19 protein-coding genes are annotated in these 17,047 nt (G+C 70.8%); 11 read left to right on the top strand and 8 right to left on the bottom strand.

The genetic code is table 11. The annotated features are described in order from the left end of the window. Positions 1-146: 146 nt before the first annotated feature. From ACFQZY_RS16330 to ACFQZY_RS16290, 9 genes are all read left to right on the top strand, one after another. Positions 147-1,010, top strand: a complete 864-nt coding sequence (locus tag ACFQZY_RS16330; RefSeq protein ID WP_377417747.1) for an SDR family NAD(P)-dependent oxidoreductase — start codon at positions 147-149, stop codon at positions 1,008-1,010. Next, entirely contained in the window at positions 991-2,712 is a 1,722-nt protein-coding gene (locus tag ACFQZY_RS16325) for an FAD-dependent oxidoreductase (RefSeq protein ID WP_377417745.1), read from the top strand. Before ACFQZY_RS16330 ends, ACFQZY_RS16325 begins: the two co-directional genes overlap by 20 nt. Before the next feature lie 67 nt (positions 2,713-2,779). Then, positions 2,780-3,061 carry an NIPSNAP family protein gene (locus ACFQZY_RS16320; protein WP_377417864.1) on the top strand — a complete coding sequence of 94 codons (282 nt, stop codon included), beginning with the start codon at positions 2,780-2,782 and terminating at the stop codon, positions 3,059-3,061. Next, entirely contained in the window at positions 3,058-3,816 is a 759-nt protein-coding gene (locus ACFQZY_RS16315) for an SDR family NAD(P)-dependent oxidoreductase (protein ID WP_377417743.1), read from the top strand. Before ACFQZY_RS16320 ends, ACFQZY_RS16315 begins: the two co-directional genes overlap by 4 nt. Positions 3,817-3,855: 39 nt before the next feature. Further along, the gene (locus ACFQZY_RS16310) at positions 3,856-4,704 is read left to right on the top strand and encodes a branched-chain amino acid ABC transporter permease (protein WP_377417741.1); all 849 of its coding nucleotides are present in this window, start codon (positions 3,856-3,858) and stop codon (positions 4,702-4,704) included. A gap of 33 nt (positions 4,705-4,737) precedes the next feature. Next, positions 4,738-5,733: a branched-chain amino acid ABC transporter permease gene (locus ACFQZY_RS16305; RefSeq protein ID WP_377417739.1), complete on the top strand. Its 996-nt coding sequence runs from the start codon at positions 4,738-4,740 to the stop codon at positions 5,731-5,733. A 20-nt stretch (positions 5,734-5,753) separates the two neighbouring features. Continuing rightward, on the top strand, positions 5,754-6,473 hold the full coding sequence (locus ACFQZY_RS16300) for an ABC transporter ATP-binding protein (protein ID WP_377417737.1): 720 nt from the start codon (positions 5,754-5,756) through the stop codon (positions 6,471-6,473). Then, positions 6,470-7,168 (top strand): ABC transporter ATP-binding protein, encoded by a 699-nt coding sequence (locus ACFQZY_RS16295; protein ID WP_377417735.1) that lies wholly within the window; start codon positions 6,470-6,472, stop codon positions 7,166-7,168. Before ACFQZY_RS16300 ends, ACFQZY_RS16295 begins: the two co-directional genes overlap by 4 nt. A 66-nt stretch (positions 7,169-7,234) precedes the next feature. Beyond that, positions 7,235-8,425: an ABC transporter substrate-binding protein gene (locus ACFQZY_RS16290; RefSeq protein ID WP_377417733.1), complete on the top strand. Its 1,191-nt coding sequence runs from the start codon at positions 7,235-7,237 to the stop codon at positions 8,423-8,425. Between the two features lie 63 nt (positions 8,426-8,488). Here ACFQZY_RS16290 and infA read toward each other — a convergent pair whose 3' ends face one another. Continuing rightward, positions 8,489-8,758, bottom strand: coding sequence for a translation initiation factor IF-1 (infA, locus tag ACFQZY_RS16285; protein ID WP_377417731.1), 270 nt, complete (start codon positions 8,756-8,758; stop codon positions 8,489-8,491). Positions 8,759-9,007: 249 nt separating this feature from the next. Between infA and ACFQZY_RS16280 the strand changes: the two genes are divergently transcribed. Further along, positions 9,008-9,325 carry an ATPase with chaperone activity gene (locus ACFQZY_RS16280; protein WP_377417729.1) on the top strand — a complete coding sequence of 106 codons (318 nt, stop codon included), beginning with the start codon at positions 9,008-9,010 and terminating at the stop codon, positions 9,323-9,325. A gap of 32 nt (positions 9,326-9,357) precedes the next feature. Here the strand turns inward: ACFQZY_RS16280 and ACFQZY_RS16275 are convergent, their stop codons facing one another. Genes ACFQZY_RS16275 through ACFQZY_RS16260 form a run of 4 tightly spaced genes read right to left on the bottom strand, consistent with a single transcriptional unit; the run spans position 9,358 to position 12,727 of the window. Further along, positions 9,358-10,386, bottom strand: coding sequence for a TRAP transporter substrate-binding protein (locus tag ACFQZY_RS16275; RefSeq protein ID WP_377417727.1), 1,029 nt, complete (start codon positions 10,384-10,386; stop codon positions 9,358-9,360). A 37-nt stretch (positions 10,387-10,423) separates the two neighbouring features. Continuing rightward, positions 10,424-11,716: a TRAP transporter large permease gene (locus tag ACFQZY_RS16270; RefSeq protein ID WP_377417725.1), complete on the bottom strand. Its 1,293-nt coding sequence runs from the start codon at positions 11,714-11,716 to the stop codon at positions 10,424-10,426. Between the two features lie 4 nt (positions 11,717-11,720). Further along, positions 11,721-12,227 carry a TRAP transporter small permease gene (locus ACFQZY_RS16265; protein WP_377417723.1) on the bottom strand — a complete coding sequence of 169 codons (507 nt, stop codon included), beginning with the start codon at positions 12,225-12,227 and terminating at the stop codon, positions 11,721-11,723. After that, entirely contained in the window at positions 12,224-12,727 is a 504-nt protein-coding gene (locus ACFQZY_RS16260; RefSeq protein ID WP_377417721.1) for a gluconokinase, read from the bottom strand. Before ACFQZY_RS16260 ends, ACFQZY_RS16265 begins: the two co-directional genes overlap by 4 nt. 182 nt (positions 12,728-12,909) lie before the next feature. Here ACFQZY_RS16260 and ACFQZY_RS16255 point away from each other — a divergent pair, with 182 nt between their 5' ends. Next, the gene (locus tag ACFQZY_RS16255) at positions 12,910-13,935 is read left to right on the top strand and encodes a LacI family DNA-binding transcriptional regulator (protein WP_377417719.1); all 1,026 of its coding nucleotides are present in this window, start codon (positions 12,910-12,912) and stop codon (positions 13,933-13,935) included. Positions 13,936-13,987: 52 nt separating this feature from the next. Here the strand turns inward: ACFQZY_RS16255 and ACFQZY_RS16250 are convergent, their stop codons facing one another. The 3 genes from ACFQZY_RS16250 to ACFQZY_RS16240 are packed head-to-tail and all read right to left on the bottom strand — an operon-like array spanning position 13,988 to position 17,044. Beyond that, a complete protein-coding gene (locus ACFQZY_RS16250) occupies positions 13,988-14,905 on the bottom strand; it encodes an aldo/keto reductase family oxidoreductase (protein ID WP_377417717.1) in 918 nt (305 codons plus the stop codon). After that, complete coding sequence (locus tag ACFQZY_RS16245; RefSeq protein ID WP_377417715.1) at positions 14,902-15,987, bottom strand: tartrate dehydrogenase; 1,086 nt, start codon at positions 15,985-15,987, stop codon at positions 14,902-14,904. Before ACFQZY_RS16245 ends, ACFQZY_RS16250 begins: the two co-directional genes overlap by 4 nt. A 46-nt stretch (positions 15,988-16,033) precedes the next feature. Next, positions 16,034-17,044, bottom strand: a complete 1,011-nt coding sequence (locus ACFQZY_RS16240; RefSeq protein WP_377417713.1) for an aldo/keto reductase — start codon at positions 17,042-17,044, stop codon at positions 16,034-16,036. Positions 17,045-17,047: the final 3 nt, after the last annotated feature.

Genomic DNA, 17,047 nt, shown 5'->3' with positions numbered 1-17,047 from the left:
CGCGCGGCGGCCCAGCGACGAACATTCGCCCCCACCACAGAGGAGACAGCAGGCATGCAAGCAGGCATCCGCCCCGGGAGCCCCGTCCCCGGCCTGGCCACCAACCACCCGGGTAAACCCGAAGCATCCGGTTCCTGGAGGCCGCAGTGAGCGCCGCCCACTCGCACTGGCTGGGCCTGGCCGGCCGCGCCATCGCGGTGACCGGTGCGGCCTCGGGCATCGGCCTGGCCGTGGCCGGCTCGCTGGCCGATGCCGGCGCCCGGGTGGCCCTGCTCGATCGCGACGCCGAGGGTGCGGAGCGCGCCGCGGCGGCCCTGCGGGCCCGCGGCGCCCAGGCCATCGCGGCGGCCTGCGACGTCGCCAGCGAAGCCGCGGTGGCCGCGGCCGCCGCCCGCGTGCGCCGCGAGTTCGGGCCGGTCACCGGCCTCGTGAACAACGCCGGCATGCTGCTGCCCGGCCCGCTGGAGTCGGTCTCGCTGGAAGACTGGAACCAGGTGCTGGCCGTCAACCTCACCGGCTACCTCCTGTGCAGCCGCGCGTTCGGCCAGGACATGCTGGCCGCCGGCCGCGGCAGCATCGTCCACATCGCCTCCATCTCGGCGCTGCACCCGCAGGCGCGCAGCGGCGCCTACAGCGCCAGCAAGGCCGGCGTGCTCCTGATGAACAAGCAGCTGGCTGCCGAGTGGGGCCCGCGCGGCGTGCGCAGCAACGCGCTCTGCCCCGGAATGATCCGCACCGCACTGTCGGCCGCCTTCTACGAGGTGCCGGGCTTCGAGGCGGCCCGCGCCGCCGTCACCGCCAGCCGCCGCGTGGGCGAGCCGGTGGACATCGCCGAACCCGCCGCCTTCCTCCTCAGCGACCGCGCCGCCTATGTGAACGGCACCGAGCTGGTGGTCGATGGCGGCCTCGACTGCATGTTGATGGACATGGTGCCGCGCCCGGGCTTCAACCAGACCACCCGCGCCGGCCAGCAACCCCAGGAGAAGACGAATGAAGCGACTCGAGTGTGATGTGCTGGTCGCCGGCTCCGGCGCCGGCGGCCTGTCGACGGCCGTGACCGCGCGCAAGGGCGGGCTGGACGTGATCGTGGTGGAGAAGGAGCCGGTCTTCGGCGGCTCCACCGCCTTCAGCGGCGGCGTGCTGTGGATCCCCGGCAACCCGCATTGCGAGGGCGCGAAGAAGGACTCCACCGCCGCCGCGCGCGAGTACCTGCTGAACGAGACCGGCGCCGGCTTCGACGCCCCCGCGGTCGACGCCTTCCTGGCGGCCGCGCCGAAGATGGTGGAATGGTTCGAGCGCGAGACCAGCGTGCAGTTCGTCCCCACCCTCTACCCCGACTACCACCCGAAGGTGCCGGGCGGCGTGGACGTGGGCCGCTCGATCCTGGCCAAGCCCTTCGACATCCGCGCGCTGGGCGAGGACATGAAGCGCCTGCGCCCGCCGCTCAAGACCATCACCTTCATCGGGATGATGTTCAACTCCTCGAACGCGGACCTGAAGCACTTCTTCAACGCCACCAAGTCGCTGACCTCGTTCGTCTACGTGGCCAAGCGCCTGGCGACCCACCTCAAGGAGCTGGCGCTCTATCGGCGCGGCGTCAACGTCACCAGCGGCAACGCGCTGGCAGCGCGCCTGGCCAAGTCGGCCCTGGAGCTGGGCGTCCCGATCTGGACCGACTCGCCGGTCCGCCGCCTCATCGTCGAGCAGGGCGTGGTGCGCGGCGCCGTGGTGCACAGGGACGGCGAGGATGTCCAGGTCTTCGCCCGCCAGGGCGTGGTGCTGGCCTGCGGCGGCTTCCCGCACGACGTGGCGCGCATCGGCCAGGCCTACCCGCACCTGCGGCGCGGCGGCGAGCACCTCTCGCCCGTGCCCACCGGCAACACCGGCGACGGCATCCGCATCGCCGAGGACGCCGGCGCGAAGTTCGAGCTGAAGTACCCCTCCACCTCGGCCTGGATGCCGGTTTCGCGCGTGCCCTACGGCGACGGAAAGTACGGCGTGTTCCCGCACCTGCTGGATCGCTACAAGCCCGGCATCATCGGCGTGACCCGCAAGGGCGTGCGCTTCTGCAACGAGTCCGAGTCGTACCACGACGTGGGCGCGGCCATGATCCAGGCCTGCGCCGCCGAGCGCGAGACCGCGATGTGGCTGGTGTGCGACGCGAAGGCGCTGGCCAAGTACGGGCTGGGCTTCGTCAAGCCCGCGCCGATGCCGGTGGGCCGGTTCCTGCGCAACGGCTACCTGGCCAAGGGCCGCACCCTCGGCGAGCTGGCGAGGAACTGCGGCATCGATGCCGCGGCGCTGGAGCGCACGGTGGCCGAGTACAACGAGGGCGCGGCGCAGGGCGAGGACCGCCAGTTCGGTCGCGGCACCACCGCCTTCAACCGCTACCTGGCCGACCCGGCCAACCAGCCCAATCCCTGCGTGGCGCCGATCACCCAGGGCCCGTTCTACGCGGTCAAGGTGATCATGGGCGACCTGGGCACCTTCGACGGGCTGCGCACCACGCCGCAGGGCGAGGTGCTGTCCACCCGCGGCACGGTGATCGACGGCCTCTACGCGGTGGGCAACGACCGCGCCAGCGTGATGGGGGGCAACTACCCCGCCGCCGGCATCACGCTGGGCCCCAACATGACCTTCGGCTGGATCACCGGCAACCACCTGGTGGCCCGGGCCCGGGGTGAACAGGGGGAGCAACGCCGTGCGGCCTGAACTCCTCCTGGCTGCCGGCGCCAAGCCGCTGGTGGACCACCGCGTCTACACCATCAAGCTGCGCAAGATGGGCGAGTTCATCGAGGTCTTCGACCGGCTCGCCATGCCGATCCTGCTGGAGACCCTGGGCACGCCCCTGGGCTTCTGGACCAGCCTGGTCGGTCCGCAGAATCAGTTCACCCACCTGTGGGGCTATGACAGCCTGGCCGACTACGAGGAGCGCTCGCGGCGCCGTGACGCGCACCCCGACTTCCCGAAATACCTCGCCGCCTCGGCCGACCTGATCCTCGCGCAGGAGACCCGCCTGATCCGCCGCGCCAGCCTGCCCAGCGTGGAGGCGCCGCGATGAGCGTCGCCCTGGTCACCGGCGCCGCCGACGGCATCGGCTGGGCCACCGCGCGCCGGCTGGCGCAGGACTTCGAGCGCGTGGCGCTGCTGGACCTGCGCGCCGACGCCGCGCAGGCCCGCGCCGCCGAGCTCGGCGCCCGGCACCTGGGCCTGGGCTGCGACGTGGCCGACGCCGCCAGCGTGCGGCAGGCCGTCGAGGCCGTGCTCGCGCAGTGCGGGCGCATCGACGCGGTCGTGAACAACGCCGGCATCGGCGAGCAGTCGGCCCCGACCGTGGACCAGGACGTGGCCGCGTTCGACCGCGTGCTCGACGTGCACCTGCGCGGCGCCTTCCTCGTGAGCCAGGCCGCCGCCCGCGTGATGCTGGCGCAGGGCCGCGGCGCCATCGTCAACATCGCCTCCATCGCCGGGCTGGCCGGCATCCCCGGGCGCAACGCCTACGGCGCGGCCAAGGCCGGCGTGGCCGCGATGACGCGCGCCATGGCCTGCGAATGGGCCCGCCGCGGCATCCGCGTCAACGCGGTCGCCCCGGGCTACGTGCGCACCGCGCTGGTGGACCGGCTGGTGAGCGAGGGCCTGCTCGACGCGGCGCGCATCGAGGCGCGCACGCCCCTGGGCCGCATGGCCCGGCCCGAGGAGATCGCCGAGGTGATCGGCTTCCTGGCCTCGGACAAGGCCAGCTTCGTCACCGGCGCCACCTTCACCGCCGACGGCGGCTGGCTGGCACTGGGCGCGGCCGAGGCGGGACCGGGCTGACCGGCCCGGCGACATGAGACAACGAAGGAGACAACCCCCATGTTCATCCACATCTTCAACGGCGTCGTCTACGGCGCGCTGCTGATCATCATGTGCTCGGGCCTGGCCCTGATCTACGGCCTGCGCCGCGTGGTGAATTTCGCCCACGGCTCGCTGTACATGATGGGTGCCTACATCGGCTACTCGGTGGCGATGAAGACCAACTTCTGGGGCGCCCTGGTCATCGCCCCGCTCGTGATGGCCGCCTTCGGCGTGGCCCTGGACCGCTGGGGCTTCCGCCTGCTGCAGGACCGCGACCCGCTGACCGTGGTCCTCGTGACCTTCGGCCTGCTCCTGATCCTGGAGGACTTCGTCCAGAGCTTCTGGGGCAAGGCCAACCTCTCGCTGCCCGCGCCGGCCGCCCTGTCCTCCTCGATCGAGCTGTTCGGCCACCCGGTGCCGGCCTACCGCGTCGCGGTGATCGTGGTGGGCGCGGCGGTGGCCCTGGGCCTGACGCTGTGGCTGCGCCACTCCCGCGCCGGCCTGTTCGTGCGGGCCGCGTCCACCGACCCCACCACCACCGCCATGCAGGGGGTGAACACCGACGCCCTCAGCGCCTTCGTGGTCGGCCTGGGCACCGCGCTGGCGGGCCTGGCCGGCGTGGTGGCCGCGCCCTTCCTGTCGCTGTCGCCCTCGATGAGCGCGGACGTGATCATCGACTCCTTCGTGGTGGTGGTGATCGGCGGCCTGGGCTCGCTGGCCGGCGCGTTCATCGCCGCCATGGTGCTGGGCCTGGTGCAGGCCCTGGGCGCGGTGTGGCTGCCCGACACCTCGGTGCTGCTGCCCTTCGTGCTGATGGTGGCCATCCTGCTGTGGAAGCCCAACGGCTTCGCCGGCAGCCGCACCTGACGACACGCAACGCCTTTCCCGGAGACATTTCCCATGACGACCCGCAACCTGCTCGCCTGCACGGTGGGCGCGCTGGCCATCGGCGCGGCCGCCGCCTTCGGCATCGGCTCCAACACGGTGCTGTCGCTGCTCACGCAGGCGACGATCTTCGCCATCTTCGCCCTCGGCGTCGGCCTGCTGCTCAAACAGAACGGCATGGTCAGCTTCGGCCATGCGCTGTACTACGGCTCGTCCGGCTACATCGTCTCGATCCTGCTGCAGGCCAAGGCGGTGCCCGCCGAGGCCGCCGTGCCGCTGGCCATCCTCGGGCTGACGGCGCTGGCCTTCGTGATCGGCCTGGTGATCGTGCGCGTGCCGGGCGTGGCCTTCGGCATGCTCACCCTCGCGGTGGGCCAGATGGCCTACCTCACCGCCTCGCGCGCCCGGGGCGTGACCGGCGGCGCCGACGGCATGAACGTGGAGTGGCCCGCCACGCTGTTCGGCCTGTCCCTGAACACGCTCACCCAACCCGGCCCGATGCTGATGGTCTGCTGGACGACCCTGGTGCTGCTGACGCTGGGCCTGGCGGTGCTGCTGCGCGCGCGCTTCGGCAGCATCACCGAGGCCGTGCGTGACAACGAGGAGCGCGCCCGCTTCATCAACATCAAGACCCTGGTGCCGCGCGCCGCGGTGTACGCGCTGTCCGCCGGCGTGACCTCGGTGGCCGGCGTGCTCGCCGCCCTGAACACCAGCTTCGTCTCGCCGGAGGCCCTGCACTGGAGCCTGTCGGGCGTGGCGCTGATGATGGTCGTGGTCGGCGGCACGAAGGTGCTGTGGGGCCCGGCCCTCGGCGCCGCCGTCTACTTCCTGGCCAAGGACGTCCTGGGCGACCACGCCCAGCACTGGATGGCCATCTTCGGCACCGCGCTGATCGTGGTGATCGTGTTCGCGCCGCACGGCCTGTCGGGGATCCTGGTGCGCCTGGTCTCCGGCCGCGGCAGCGCCGCCACCCGCCCCGCCGGCCCGCCCAAGGCCCGCGCCGCCCACTGACGCCCCAGGGAGACATCCGCATGACCGACTACGTGTTGCAGACCGAGGACGTGGCCATCCACTACGGTGGCGTGAAGGCCGTCGACGGCGTCGCCCTCACCCTCGCCAAGGGCCAGATCCGCGGCCTCATCGGCCCCAACGGCGCGGGCAAGTCCACCGTCATCGACGCCATCACCGGCCGGCGTCCGCTCACCCGAGGCAAGGTCACCCTGATGGGGGAGGACGTCAGCGCCCTGGGCGTGGTGGACCGCCGCCGCCGCGGGCTCTCGCGCTCCTTCCAGCGCACCTCGATCTTCGGCCAGATGAAGGTGCGCCAGCAGGTCGAGCTCGCCTCCTGGAAGATGGGGACGAAGGACTCCGGCGCCGACGCCGACGACGTGCTCCGGGAGCTCGCGCTCGACACCCTCGGCGACGTGGTCGCCGACGACCTGGGCTACGGCGAGCAGCGCCGCCTGGACCTGGCCCTGGCCCTGGTCGGGCGCCCCGGCGTGCTGCTGCTGGACGAGCCCATGGCCGGCCTCTCGGTCAAGGAGTCGCTGGACCTGGCCCAGCACCTGAAGGCCCTGACCACCCGGCGCAACGTCTCGGTGCTGCTGGTGGAACACGACATGGACGTGGTCTTCGGCATCTCCGACGCCGTCACCGTCTTCGAGCTCGGGCGCGTGATCGCCCAGGGCTCGCCCGCCGAGGTGCGCGCCGACCCGCGCGTGCGCGAGGCCTACCTGGGGAGCGCCGCATGAACACCCTGCTGGAACTGACGAAGGTCGATGCCTTCTATGGCAACGCCCACATCCTCCACGGCCTGGACCTGCGGGTCGACGAGGGCGAGAAGGTGGCCCTGATCGGCCGCAACGGCGTGGGCAAGACCACCGTGGTCAACACCATCCTGGGCATCGCCAGCCTGCGCGGCGGCTCGGTGCGCCTGGGCGGCGACCTGCTGCCCCGCCCGCGCCCCTACATGGCCGCCCAGCACGGCATCGCGGTGGTGCCGCAGGGCCGGCGCATCGTGGCCAACCTGAGCGTGGAGGAGAACCTGCTCCTGGGCGCCGCCGTCGGCCGCAAGGGACCATGGACCGTGCCCGCCATCTACAAGCTGTTCCCGATCCTGCAGGAGCGCGCCCACACCCCGGGCACCGCCCTGTCCGGCGGGCAGCAGCAGATGCTGGCGGTGGGCCGCGCCCTCATGGCCAACCCCGCCCTGATCCTGCTGGACGAACCCACCGAGGGCCTGGCCCCGGTGATCGTCGACCAGCTGGGCGTGATCTTCAACGAGGTGGCGGCGCAGGGCACGGCGCTGCTGCTGATCGAACAGAACATGACCCTGGTCGCGCGCGTCGCGCAGCGCTATTGCGCGATGGCCAAGGGCAGCGTGGTGGCCGAAGGCCGCGTCGCCGAGGACAGCCTCGACGAGCTGCACCAGCACGTGATGGTTTGACCCGGCCGGGTCGCATGCAGTGCCCGGCGCCGCCGGGCTTCCATTGACTGGAGAAGGAGACTGAAGATGTTGAAAGCCAAACTGACCCGCCGCGCCGTGGCCCTCGCCGCCGTGGTCGCCGCCGTTCCCGCCATCGCCCTCGCGCAGGCCCGCGAGCCCGTGCGCGTCGGCCTCATGAGCTCGAAGTCGGGCGTGTTCGCCCAGCAGGGCGAGGAGGTCATTCGCGGCATCCAGTTCGCGATCGACGAGGCGAACGCCAAGGGCGGCGTGGACGGCCGCAGGGTCGAGGTGCAGGTGGCCGACGACGAGGGCACGCCCGAGGCCGGCCGCCGCGTCGCCGAGAAGCTCGCCCGCGACGGCTACAACCTCCTGATCGGGGGCATCCCGTCGACCATCGCCCTGGCCCTGGGCCCGAACCTGGAGCGCTGGGACGCCGCCTATTTCGTGGTGGCCTCCAAGAGCGACAAGATCACCGGGGACAGCTGCCGCGCCCGCATGATCCGCACCAACCACTCCGATGCGATGGACATCGCCATGATCGGCGAGTGGGCCAAGGGCTTCAAGGAGAAGAGCTTCGCCACCCTGGCCGCCGACTATGTCTGGGGCCGCGACTCCGCCGAGTCCTTCGCCAAGGCGGTGAAGGCCCAGGGCAAGGACGTGAAGCTGCAGCTGTACGCGCCGTTGGGCACCAAGGACTTCTCGCCCTACATCGCCCAGCTCAAGGACGCCAAGGTCGAGGCGATCTGGGTGGCCGAGACCGGCCGCGACGCCATCGCCTTCGTCAAGCAGGCCCAGGAATTCGGCCTGATCCCGCAGACCAAGCTGATCGGCCACTCGCTGCTGCAGAACTTCATGATGGACGCCACCGGCCGCTCCCTCGAGGGCACGCCCGGCAACGTGACCTACTCGCCGGACATCGACAACGCCCGCAACAAGGCCTTCGTCGCCGCCTTCCGCGCGAAATTCAACCGCCTGCCCACCGACAACGAAGGCCTGGGCTACAACGGCACGCAGGTGATCTTCGAGGGCGTGAAGCTGGCCAAGAGCGCCAAGCCCGGCGACGTGACCAAGGCCCTCTCGGGCAAGACGGTGGAGACCGTGTTCGGCCCCAGCCAGGTGCGCGCAGCCGACAACCAGATGGTGCTGGCCAACTACGTGGGCCGCGCGAAGATGGTCGACGGCCAGCTGCGCGCGCCGGTGGAGCAGGTCTTCCCGGCCTCGCTGACGCCGGCCGCCTCGCCCGCCTGCAAGCTCTGAGCGGGCCACGCCATGAGAAAGGGCCGCTCGCGCGGCCCTTTGTCTTTGGGGAGGTCGCCTGCCTCAGCGGCGCACCGGCGGCCGGGCGCCACCGGCCGGACCCGGCCCGCGGGGGGGCAGGTGGCGGAACATGATGCGACCCTTGTTCAGGTCGTAGGGGGAGAGTTCGAGCGTCACGTCGTCGCCCGCGATGATGCGGATGCGGTGCTTGCGCATCTTGCCGCCGCTGTAGGCGACGAGCTCGTGCCCGTTCTCGAGGGTCACGCGGTAGCGGGAGTCGGGCAGGACTTCGGCCACGCGGCCGCGCATTTCAATGAGTTCTTCTTTGGCCAAGGGAGCCTTTCTAGCGCGGCGACCAGGCCGCAATGGCGATCCGCCCGCGCGGACCGGCGCAAGCGTGGATCAGGGATGGAAGCGGGGCCGACGCTGCCGGCCGGAGGGTGGCAACCTGCGGGAGTGCCTTGCGAGAAGGCGGCGGGTTGCGGGGAGGTTGCGCTTCGGGTGAAGCTGGCAGTGCTCTCGATTGTACGTGACGGGCCGTCCTCACGGGCGCGTGGGGGCTTGCGGGTATGCTGCGGCCCCATGGACGACTCGCACCAGATCGAGGTACCGCCCTCGTTCACCCAGCTCTACGCCGCGCCCGGCGGCTACAAGCTCACCGAACCCATGGCCGCGGTGCGCGAACGCTACGAACTGTGCGAGGACCTCACCCAGATGCTCACCGAGCAGGCCTCGAACACGCTGCATGCGCTGGGCATCACCGAAATCGACGTGCTGGAGAAGATGGGCCAGGCGCTGGCCGCGCCCGGCTCACCGGTGCAGCCGGCCGAGGCGCGCTGGGTGGTGCGCCGCCTGGCCGAACTCCTGCACTGGGAAGACCCGGGGCCCGGCGCGGCCTGAGCCGCAGGACCGGGACCGGGGCCGCGGGCCGCTTACTTCTTCGCCGCGCGGATCTTGGCCAGTTCGGCCTGGGTCTCGTTCCACAGGTCCATGCCCACGCTGGCGCCGATGGAGGCGTAGACGCGGGTCAGGCCGTTGCGCATGCGGGCCGACTCGGCGGGCGACAGCTCGTTGACCTGCATGCCCTTGGCCTTGAGTTGCGCGGTGGCGGCGGCGGCCTCTTCACGGGTGTCCTTGCGCTCGAAGTCGCGGCTGGCGACGGCGGCGTCCATCAGCACCTTCTTCTCGGCGGCGGAGAGCTGGTCCCACCACTTCTTGGAGACCAGCACGATCCACGGGCTGTAGACGTGGTTGGTCATGGTCAGGTACTTCTGCACCTCGTAGAACTTGGACGACAGGATGGTGTTGACCGGGTTCTCCTGGCCGTCCACCGTGCCCGTCTCCAGCGCGGAGAACAGCTCGGAGAAGGCCATCGGCACGGCGTTCGTGCCCAGGCTCTTGAACGACTCCAGGAACACGTTGTTCTGCATCACGCGCAGCTTGATGCCGTTGAGGTCTTCCAGCTTGTTGATCGGGCGCTTGCTGTTGGTCAGGTTGCGGAAGCCGTTCTCCCAGTACACGAGGCCCACGAGGCCCTTTTCCTGGAGCTTGTCGATCACCTTCTTGCCGATGGGGCCGTCCAGCAGGATGTCGGCTTCCTTGGCGTTGTTCACGAGGAACGGGGTGTCCCACAGGGCCATTTCCTTGGTGATACCCACCAGGGTGGCGGTGGAGCCCACCATCATTTCCTGCGCGCCGCCGATGAGGGCCTGCTGCATCTGGTTGTCGGAGCCGAGGGCGGCGGCGCCGATGGCGCGCACCTTCATCTTGCCGCCCGAGGCCTTCTCGACCTGCTCGGCGAACAGCTTGACGGCGCGGCCCTGGTTGGACTGCTCGTTCAGGCCGTAGCCGAAGCGGATCAGGCGGGGCTTGATGTCCTGGGCCTGGGCCAGGGCGGCGAAGGGAGTGGCCAGCGCCAGGGCGGCGGCCGAGGCGACGAGGGCGCGGCGGAACAGGTTCATGGAAGTCTCCAGGGAGGGAAGTTGACGGGGGAAAGGGTCACCGCATCCACGCCACCGGCGCGGTCACGATCTGGGGGAACAGCACGAAAAGCAGGAGGATCAGCGTGTAGGTGACCAGGAAGGGGTTCACCCCCTTGATCACCTGGTGCATGGACAGCCGGCCGACGCCGGCCACCACGTTCAGCACCGTGCCCACCGGCGGCGTGATCAGGCCGATGGCGCCATTGAGCACGAACATCAGGCCGAAGTAGACCGGGTCGATGCCGGCCTTCACCGCGATGGGCAGCATCACGGGCGCGAAGATCAGGATGGTGGGGGTCAGGTCCAGCGCGGTGCCAATCAGCACCAGCGCCAGCATCATCACCAGCATCAGCAGGCGCGGGCTCTCGATCAGCGGGCCGAGCCAGGCGGTGAGAACGCCGGGCAGGTCGGCCAGCGTGATCATGTAGCTGGCCACCTGTGCGCCGGCGCACAGGAACATGACGATGGCGGTGGTCTTGGCCGCGCGCACCAGCACGTGGCCCAGTTCGGCGACCTTCATCTCGCGGTGGATGAACAGGGCCACGACCAGGGCGTAGAACGCGGCGACCACGGCGGCCTCGGTGGGCGTGAACACGCCGGTCTTCATGCCGCCGATGATGATCAGGGGCATCACCAGGGCCCAGAAGGCCTTGGCCGTCACGCGCAGGCGCTGGGCCATGGGCACCGGCACGCCCTCGGGCAGGTCGATGCGGCGCAGCGTGAGCTTCCAGGCCACGATCAGGCCCGCGCCCATGATCAGCCCCGGCACCACGCCCGAGAGGAACAGCGAGGAGATCGAGGTGTTGGTGGTCACGCCGTAGATCACGAAGGGCATGGACGGCGGGATGATGGGCGCGATGATGCCGCCCGAGGCCACCAGGCCCGCGGAGGTGGCCATGGGATACCCCTGCTGGCGCATCATGGGCAGCAGGATGGTGGCCAGCGCCGCGGTGTCGGCCAGCGCCGAGCCGCTCATGGAGGCCATGAGCACCGCCGCGCCGATGGCGACGAAGCCCAGGCCGCCCTTGATGTGGCCGACCCAGGCCTGGGCCATGTCGATGATGCGGCGGCTGATGCCGCCGGCGTTCATCAGTTCGCCCGCGAGGATGAAGAAGGGCACGGCCAGCAGCGGAAAGCTGTCGACGCCGGCCACCAGGTTCTGGGCGAGCAGCTGGGTGTCCCAGAAGTCCAGTACCCAGGCCATGCCGGCGCCGGTGAGCACCAGCGCCAGGGCCATGTTCAGGCCGATGCCCATGAGGCCGAGCATGCCGGCCACGAAGACGATGAAAGCGAGTCCTTCTGCGCTCATCACGTCACTCCACGTCCATGCCGTGGCCCAGGTCCAGCGGCTCATTCCTGATCAATTCGACCAGCGCCATGACGCCGATGGCGGCGGCGCTGAGGAAGGCCGGCAGCGGCAGCAGCGCCGCGGGGTACTGCAGCACGACCGAGCGGCTGTCCAGGCCCACCACCACCTGCTGCCAGGCGCCCCAGGCGACCAGGCCGGCCGCCAGGATCACCAGCAGGCGGATCACCACGGTGATGCCGGCCATGGCGACGCGGCGCCGACGCAGCAGGCCCACCAGGCTGGTGAAGGCCATGTGCTCGCCGGCCGGGTAGGCGGCGGTCGCGCCGATGAACACCATCCACACGAACAGCAGGCGCGAGAGCTCCTCGCTGGCGGCCACGCCGCTGCCGAAGCCGTAGCGCAGCACCACGTTGACGAAGACGGCCAGGGCCATCACGCCCAGGCAGGCGCCCATGGCGAGGTTCGCCACGCGCTGGACCGGGTGGGCCGGCTTGTTGCCCGCATCGCTCATTGCGTCTCTCCTTGCAGCCAGGCCTTCACGCCGGCCTTGAGTTCGGGCAGCGGCAGCCGCGCGTCCACGCGCAGCACGCCGGGCTCGCCCACGGGGGATTCCAGCGTGGCGAACTGGCTGTCGACCAGGCTGCTGGAGAAGAAGTGCGAACCGGCGCGGGCAGCCACCCGGCGGGCGGCCTCCTCGCGGTCGATGTCGAGGAAGACGAAGCGCAGGCCCGGCGAGGCGAAACGCAGCAGGTCGCGGTACGAGCGCTTGAGGGCGGAACAGGTCAGCACCGTGCCGCCCTCGCCCACCTGCAGCTCGCGGCCCAGGCGCTCCAGCCAGCCGGCGCGGTCGGCGTCGGTCAGGGGGACGCCGCGGGCCATCTTGTCCCGGCTGTCGGCGCTGTGGTGGTCGTCGCCCTCCACCAGGCGCAGGCCCAGGTCGGCCGCCACCGCGGCGCCCAGGCTGGACTTGCCGCAGCCGGCCACGCCCATGAACACGATCGAGGAATCCATCTGGTTATCTTGGATAGCGCTATCCCATCAGGGAAAAAAAGCAGCGAACGCCTTGGCGGTGGACTGTCCACTCCGTCTCCAGGTTCGCTGCCTGCGGTGAAACCCTGTACCCGAGCTTCACGGATAGCGCTATCCTATGCGGTGACGCGCCACCACCAATAAGTAGAAACCCGGATTTCCCCATGCCTCCTGCGCCTTCCCGTTCCCGCGCCACCGGCCGCGTCACCCTGGCCGATGTGGCGACGCTGGCCGGGGTGAGCCCGATGACGGTGTCGCGCGCCCTGAGCGGGGCGCGGGCGGTGGACCCGGCCCTGGTGCAGCGGGTGCGGGAGGCGGCGGCCAAGCTCGGCTACGTGCCGGACCCGGCGGCGCGCGCCCTGGCCTCGCGCCGCAGCAGCCACGTGGCGGTGCTGATCCCGCTGCTGACGAACGCGCTGTTCGTGGACCTGCTGGAGGCGGTGCAGCGCACGCTGCGCCCGGCGGGCTTCCAGACCCTGATCGGCATCACCCACTACGACCCAGCGGAAGAGGAGCAGTTGCTGCGCGAGCAGCTGCTGCACCGGCCGGCGGGCATCCTGGTCACCGGCACGGAACAGGGCGAGGCCTCGCGTGCGCTGCTGGCGAGCAGCGGCGTGCCCTGCGTGCACGTGATGGAGGCGGTGGCGGGGCCCGGCGAGTACACGGTGGGCCTGTCGCAGGAGGCGGCGGGCGCGGCGATGACGCGGCACCTGATCGACCGCGGGCGCCGGCGCATCGCCTTCGGCGGCGCCCAGCTGGACGCGCGGGTGATGCAGCGCATGGCCGGCTGGCGCCGCGAGCTGCAGGCCGCCGGGCTCTACGACCCGACGCTGGAGTGGATGCGGCCGGACCCCTCGTCCATCGACCTGGGCGGGCGCATGTTCGAGCAGATCGTGGCGCAGCGGCCGGCGGTGGACGCGGTCTTCTTCTGCAACGACGACCTGGCCCAGGGCGCGCTGCTGGCGGCGGTGCGCCTGGGGATCGAGGTGCCGCGGCAGGTGGCGGTGGCCGGCTTCAACGACCTCACCGGCAGCGACCAGATGCCGCCGCCGCTGACCACCGTGCGCACGCCCCGCGCCGAGATCGGCGAGGTGGCGGCGAAGATGCTGCTGGCGCTGATGGCGGGGCGGCCGGTGGAGACGCCCTGCGTGGACCTGGGGTTCGAGCTGGTGGTGCGGGCCAGCACCTGAGGCCGGCGCCGGCGTCCTTCCGCCCTTTTTCGCGTCGCCCCTTTCCGGGGCCTCAGGCCACCTCGTGGCCGTTGGCGAGCTCGTACAGCTCGAACCAGGTCTGGCGGTCCATCGGCACCCGCAGCGCCTGCGAGAGGGCGGCGATGCGATGCGGCTGGTTCGACCCCAGGACCGGCAGCACCTGCGCCGGGTGGTGCAGCAGCCAGGCGACGGCCACCGCGGTGGCGTCGGTGCCGGCGGCGCGGGCCAGCGCCTCCAGGCGCGGCGCGAGGCGGGCCGCCGCGGTGCCCGGCGTGGCGGCCTCGGCATGCAGGCGGCCGCCGCCCAGGGGCGACCAGGCCATCACCGGCATGCGGTGCTGCTGCGCGTGCGCCACCTGGCCGTTGGTGAAGGGGGCGGTGTGCAGCAGGCCCAGCTCGATCTGGTTCACCTGCAGGCGGTGCTTCATGCGCGATTGCAGCAGGTCGATGTCCCAGGGCATGAAGTTGGACACGCCCGCGCCGCGCAGCTTGCCCGCGTCGATCAGGCCGTCCAGGCAGGCGCCCAGCTCGGTGGCGTCCATCAGCGGGTCGGGGCGGTGGATCAGGAGCAGGTCGATCACGTCCACGCCGAGGCGGGACAGCGAGCGGTCCACGCTGGCGCGCACGTGCGCCGCGCTGGTGTCGTAGTGCTTCACCCGCGTGCCGGGGCACTGGGCGCTGCGCAGCATGATGTCCGTCTTGGTGACCACCTCGATGCGGTCCTTCAGCGAAGGCCGCAGGCGCAGGGCATCACCGAACAGGCCTTCGCAGGCGTAGTCGCCATAGATGTCGGCATGGTCGAAGGTGGTGATGCCCTGCTCCAGGCAGGCCTCGATGACGCCGGCGACGGCACGCGCCGAGGTGTCGGGTGCCTCGGACAGCCGCCACAGGCCGTAGGCGAGGCGGGAGAGGGACTTGCCGTTGGGGAGGGTGATGCGGCTGGACCTCACAGGGCTTCGGCGATCGCCTTGCCCAGGTCGCTGGTGGTGTCCTTGCCGCCGATGTCCGGCGTGCGCGGCGCGCCGCTCTTGGGATCGAGCACGGTCTCGATGGCCTTGAGCACGGCGTCGTGGGCGTCCTTGTGGCCCAGGAACTCCAGCATCATCGCGCCGCACCAGATCTGGCCGATCGGGTTGGCAATGCCCTTGCCCGCGATGTCGGGCGCGGAGCCGTGCACCGGCTCGAACAGCGACGGGTACTTGCGGTCCGGGTTCAGGTTGGCGCTGGGCGCGATGCCGATGGTGCCGGTGCAGGCCGGGCCCAGGTCGCTCAGGATGTCGCCGAACAGGTTGCTGGCCACCACCACGTCGAAGAAGTCCGGGCGCTGCACGAAGTGCGCGGTGAGGATGTCGATGTGGAACTTGTCGAGGGTGAGGCCGGGGTACGCCTTGGCCATCTCGGCGACGCGCTCGTCCCAGTACGGCATGGTGATGGCAATGCCGTTGCTCTTGGTGGCGCTGGTCAGGTGCTTCTTGGGACGCGACTGCGCCAGCTCGAAGGCGAACTTGAGCACGCGGTCCACGCCGATGCGGGACATCACGGTCTCCTGCATCACGATCTCGCGCTCGGTGCCCTGGAACATGCGCCCGCCGATGGACGAATACTCGCCCTCGGTGTTCTCGCGCACGATGTACATGTCGATCTCGCCGGGCTCGCGGCGGCTGCCGTCCTTGCGCACCACCGGGGCGACGATGCCGGGCATCAGGCGCGCCGGGCGCAGGTTCACGTACTGGTCGAACTCGCGGCGGAACAGCAGCAGCGAGCCCCACAGCGAGACGTGGTCGGCAATCTTCTCGGGCCAGCCCACCGCGCCGAAGTAGATGGCGTCATGGCCGCCGATCTGGTCCTTCCAGTCGTCGGGCAGCATCTTGCCGTGCTTCTCGCAGTAGTCCCAGCTGGAAAAGCCGAAGTGGTCGAACTGCAGGTCGATGCCGAACTTGCTCGCGGCCGCCTCCATCACGCGCACGCCCTCGGGCATCACTTCCTTGCCGATGCCGTCTCCGGCGATCACGGCGATGCGTTTCTTGCTCATCTCCCTAGCTCCTTGAAAATCAGTCGGGGTTGTCAATCGGTTCGAATCACGACCGGGCGATGCGCCCGGTCAGCGGGTATTGCGGGTCGTTGTAGCCGTAGGTCGAGGCATAGCCGGGCGGCACCAGGGCATCGACCACGGCCTCGTCCTCGGCGGTCAGGCGCACGTCGAGCGCCTGCAGGTAGTCGGTCCACTGCGCCAGGGTGCGCGGACCGCCGATCACGCCGTTGATGCGGCGGTTGTTCAACACCCAGGCGATGGCGAAGTGGGTCGGGCTCAGCCCGCGCGCGCTGGCGTGGTCCTTGAGCTTCTGGGCGACCACCATCGACTCGGGGCGGAACTCGGTCTGCAGGATGCGGCGGTCGCCGCGCGCGGCGCGCGAGCCCTCGGGCGGCGGCGCGTCGGGCAGGTACTTGCCGGAAAGCACGCCGCGCGCCAGCGGGCTGTAGGCCACCACGCCCAGGCCGTAGTGGTCGCACGCGGGCAGCAGCTCGGCCTCGATGCCGCGGGTGACCGCGCTGTACGGCGGCTGGCACACGATCGGCTGCGGGATGCCCATGCGCCGCGCGGTCTCCACCACGCGGGCGATGCGCCAGCCGCGGAAGTTGGACAGGCCGTAGTAGCGGATCTTGCCCAGCTCGATCAGGCGCGCGAAGGCCGAGAGGGTCTCCTCCAGCGGCGTCTCCTCGTCGTCGCGGTGCATGTAGTAGACATCGATCCAGTCGGTGCCCAGGCGGCGCAGGCTGTTGTCCGCCTCCTGCATCAGCCAGCGCCGCGACAGGCCGCGGTCGTTCGGTTCGGCGCTCATGGGGTTGGCGACCTTGGTGGCCAGCACCCAGCGGTGGCGGTCCTGCGCGATCAGCCGGCCCGTGATGCGCTCGGACTCGCCGCCGGCGTAGTTGTCGGAGGTGTCGATGGCGTTCAGGCCGGCGGCGCGCGTGGCCGCGACGATCTCGCGGGCCTGCGCCTCGTCGGTCTGGTCGCCGAACATCATCGCCCCCAGCCAGAGCCGGGGCACGCGCAGGCCGCTGTGGCCCAGGGTGTGGAAATCAGGCATCCG

This window comes from Ramlibacter sp. GCM10027632 (genome assembly GCF_042675325.1).
Classification (GTDB): domain Bacteria; phylum Pseudomonadota; class Gammaproteobacteria; order Burkholderiales; family Burkholderiaceae_C; genus Ramlibacter.
This window is presented reverse-complemented; position numbering and strand designations above follow the sequence as displayed.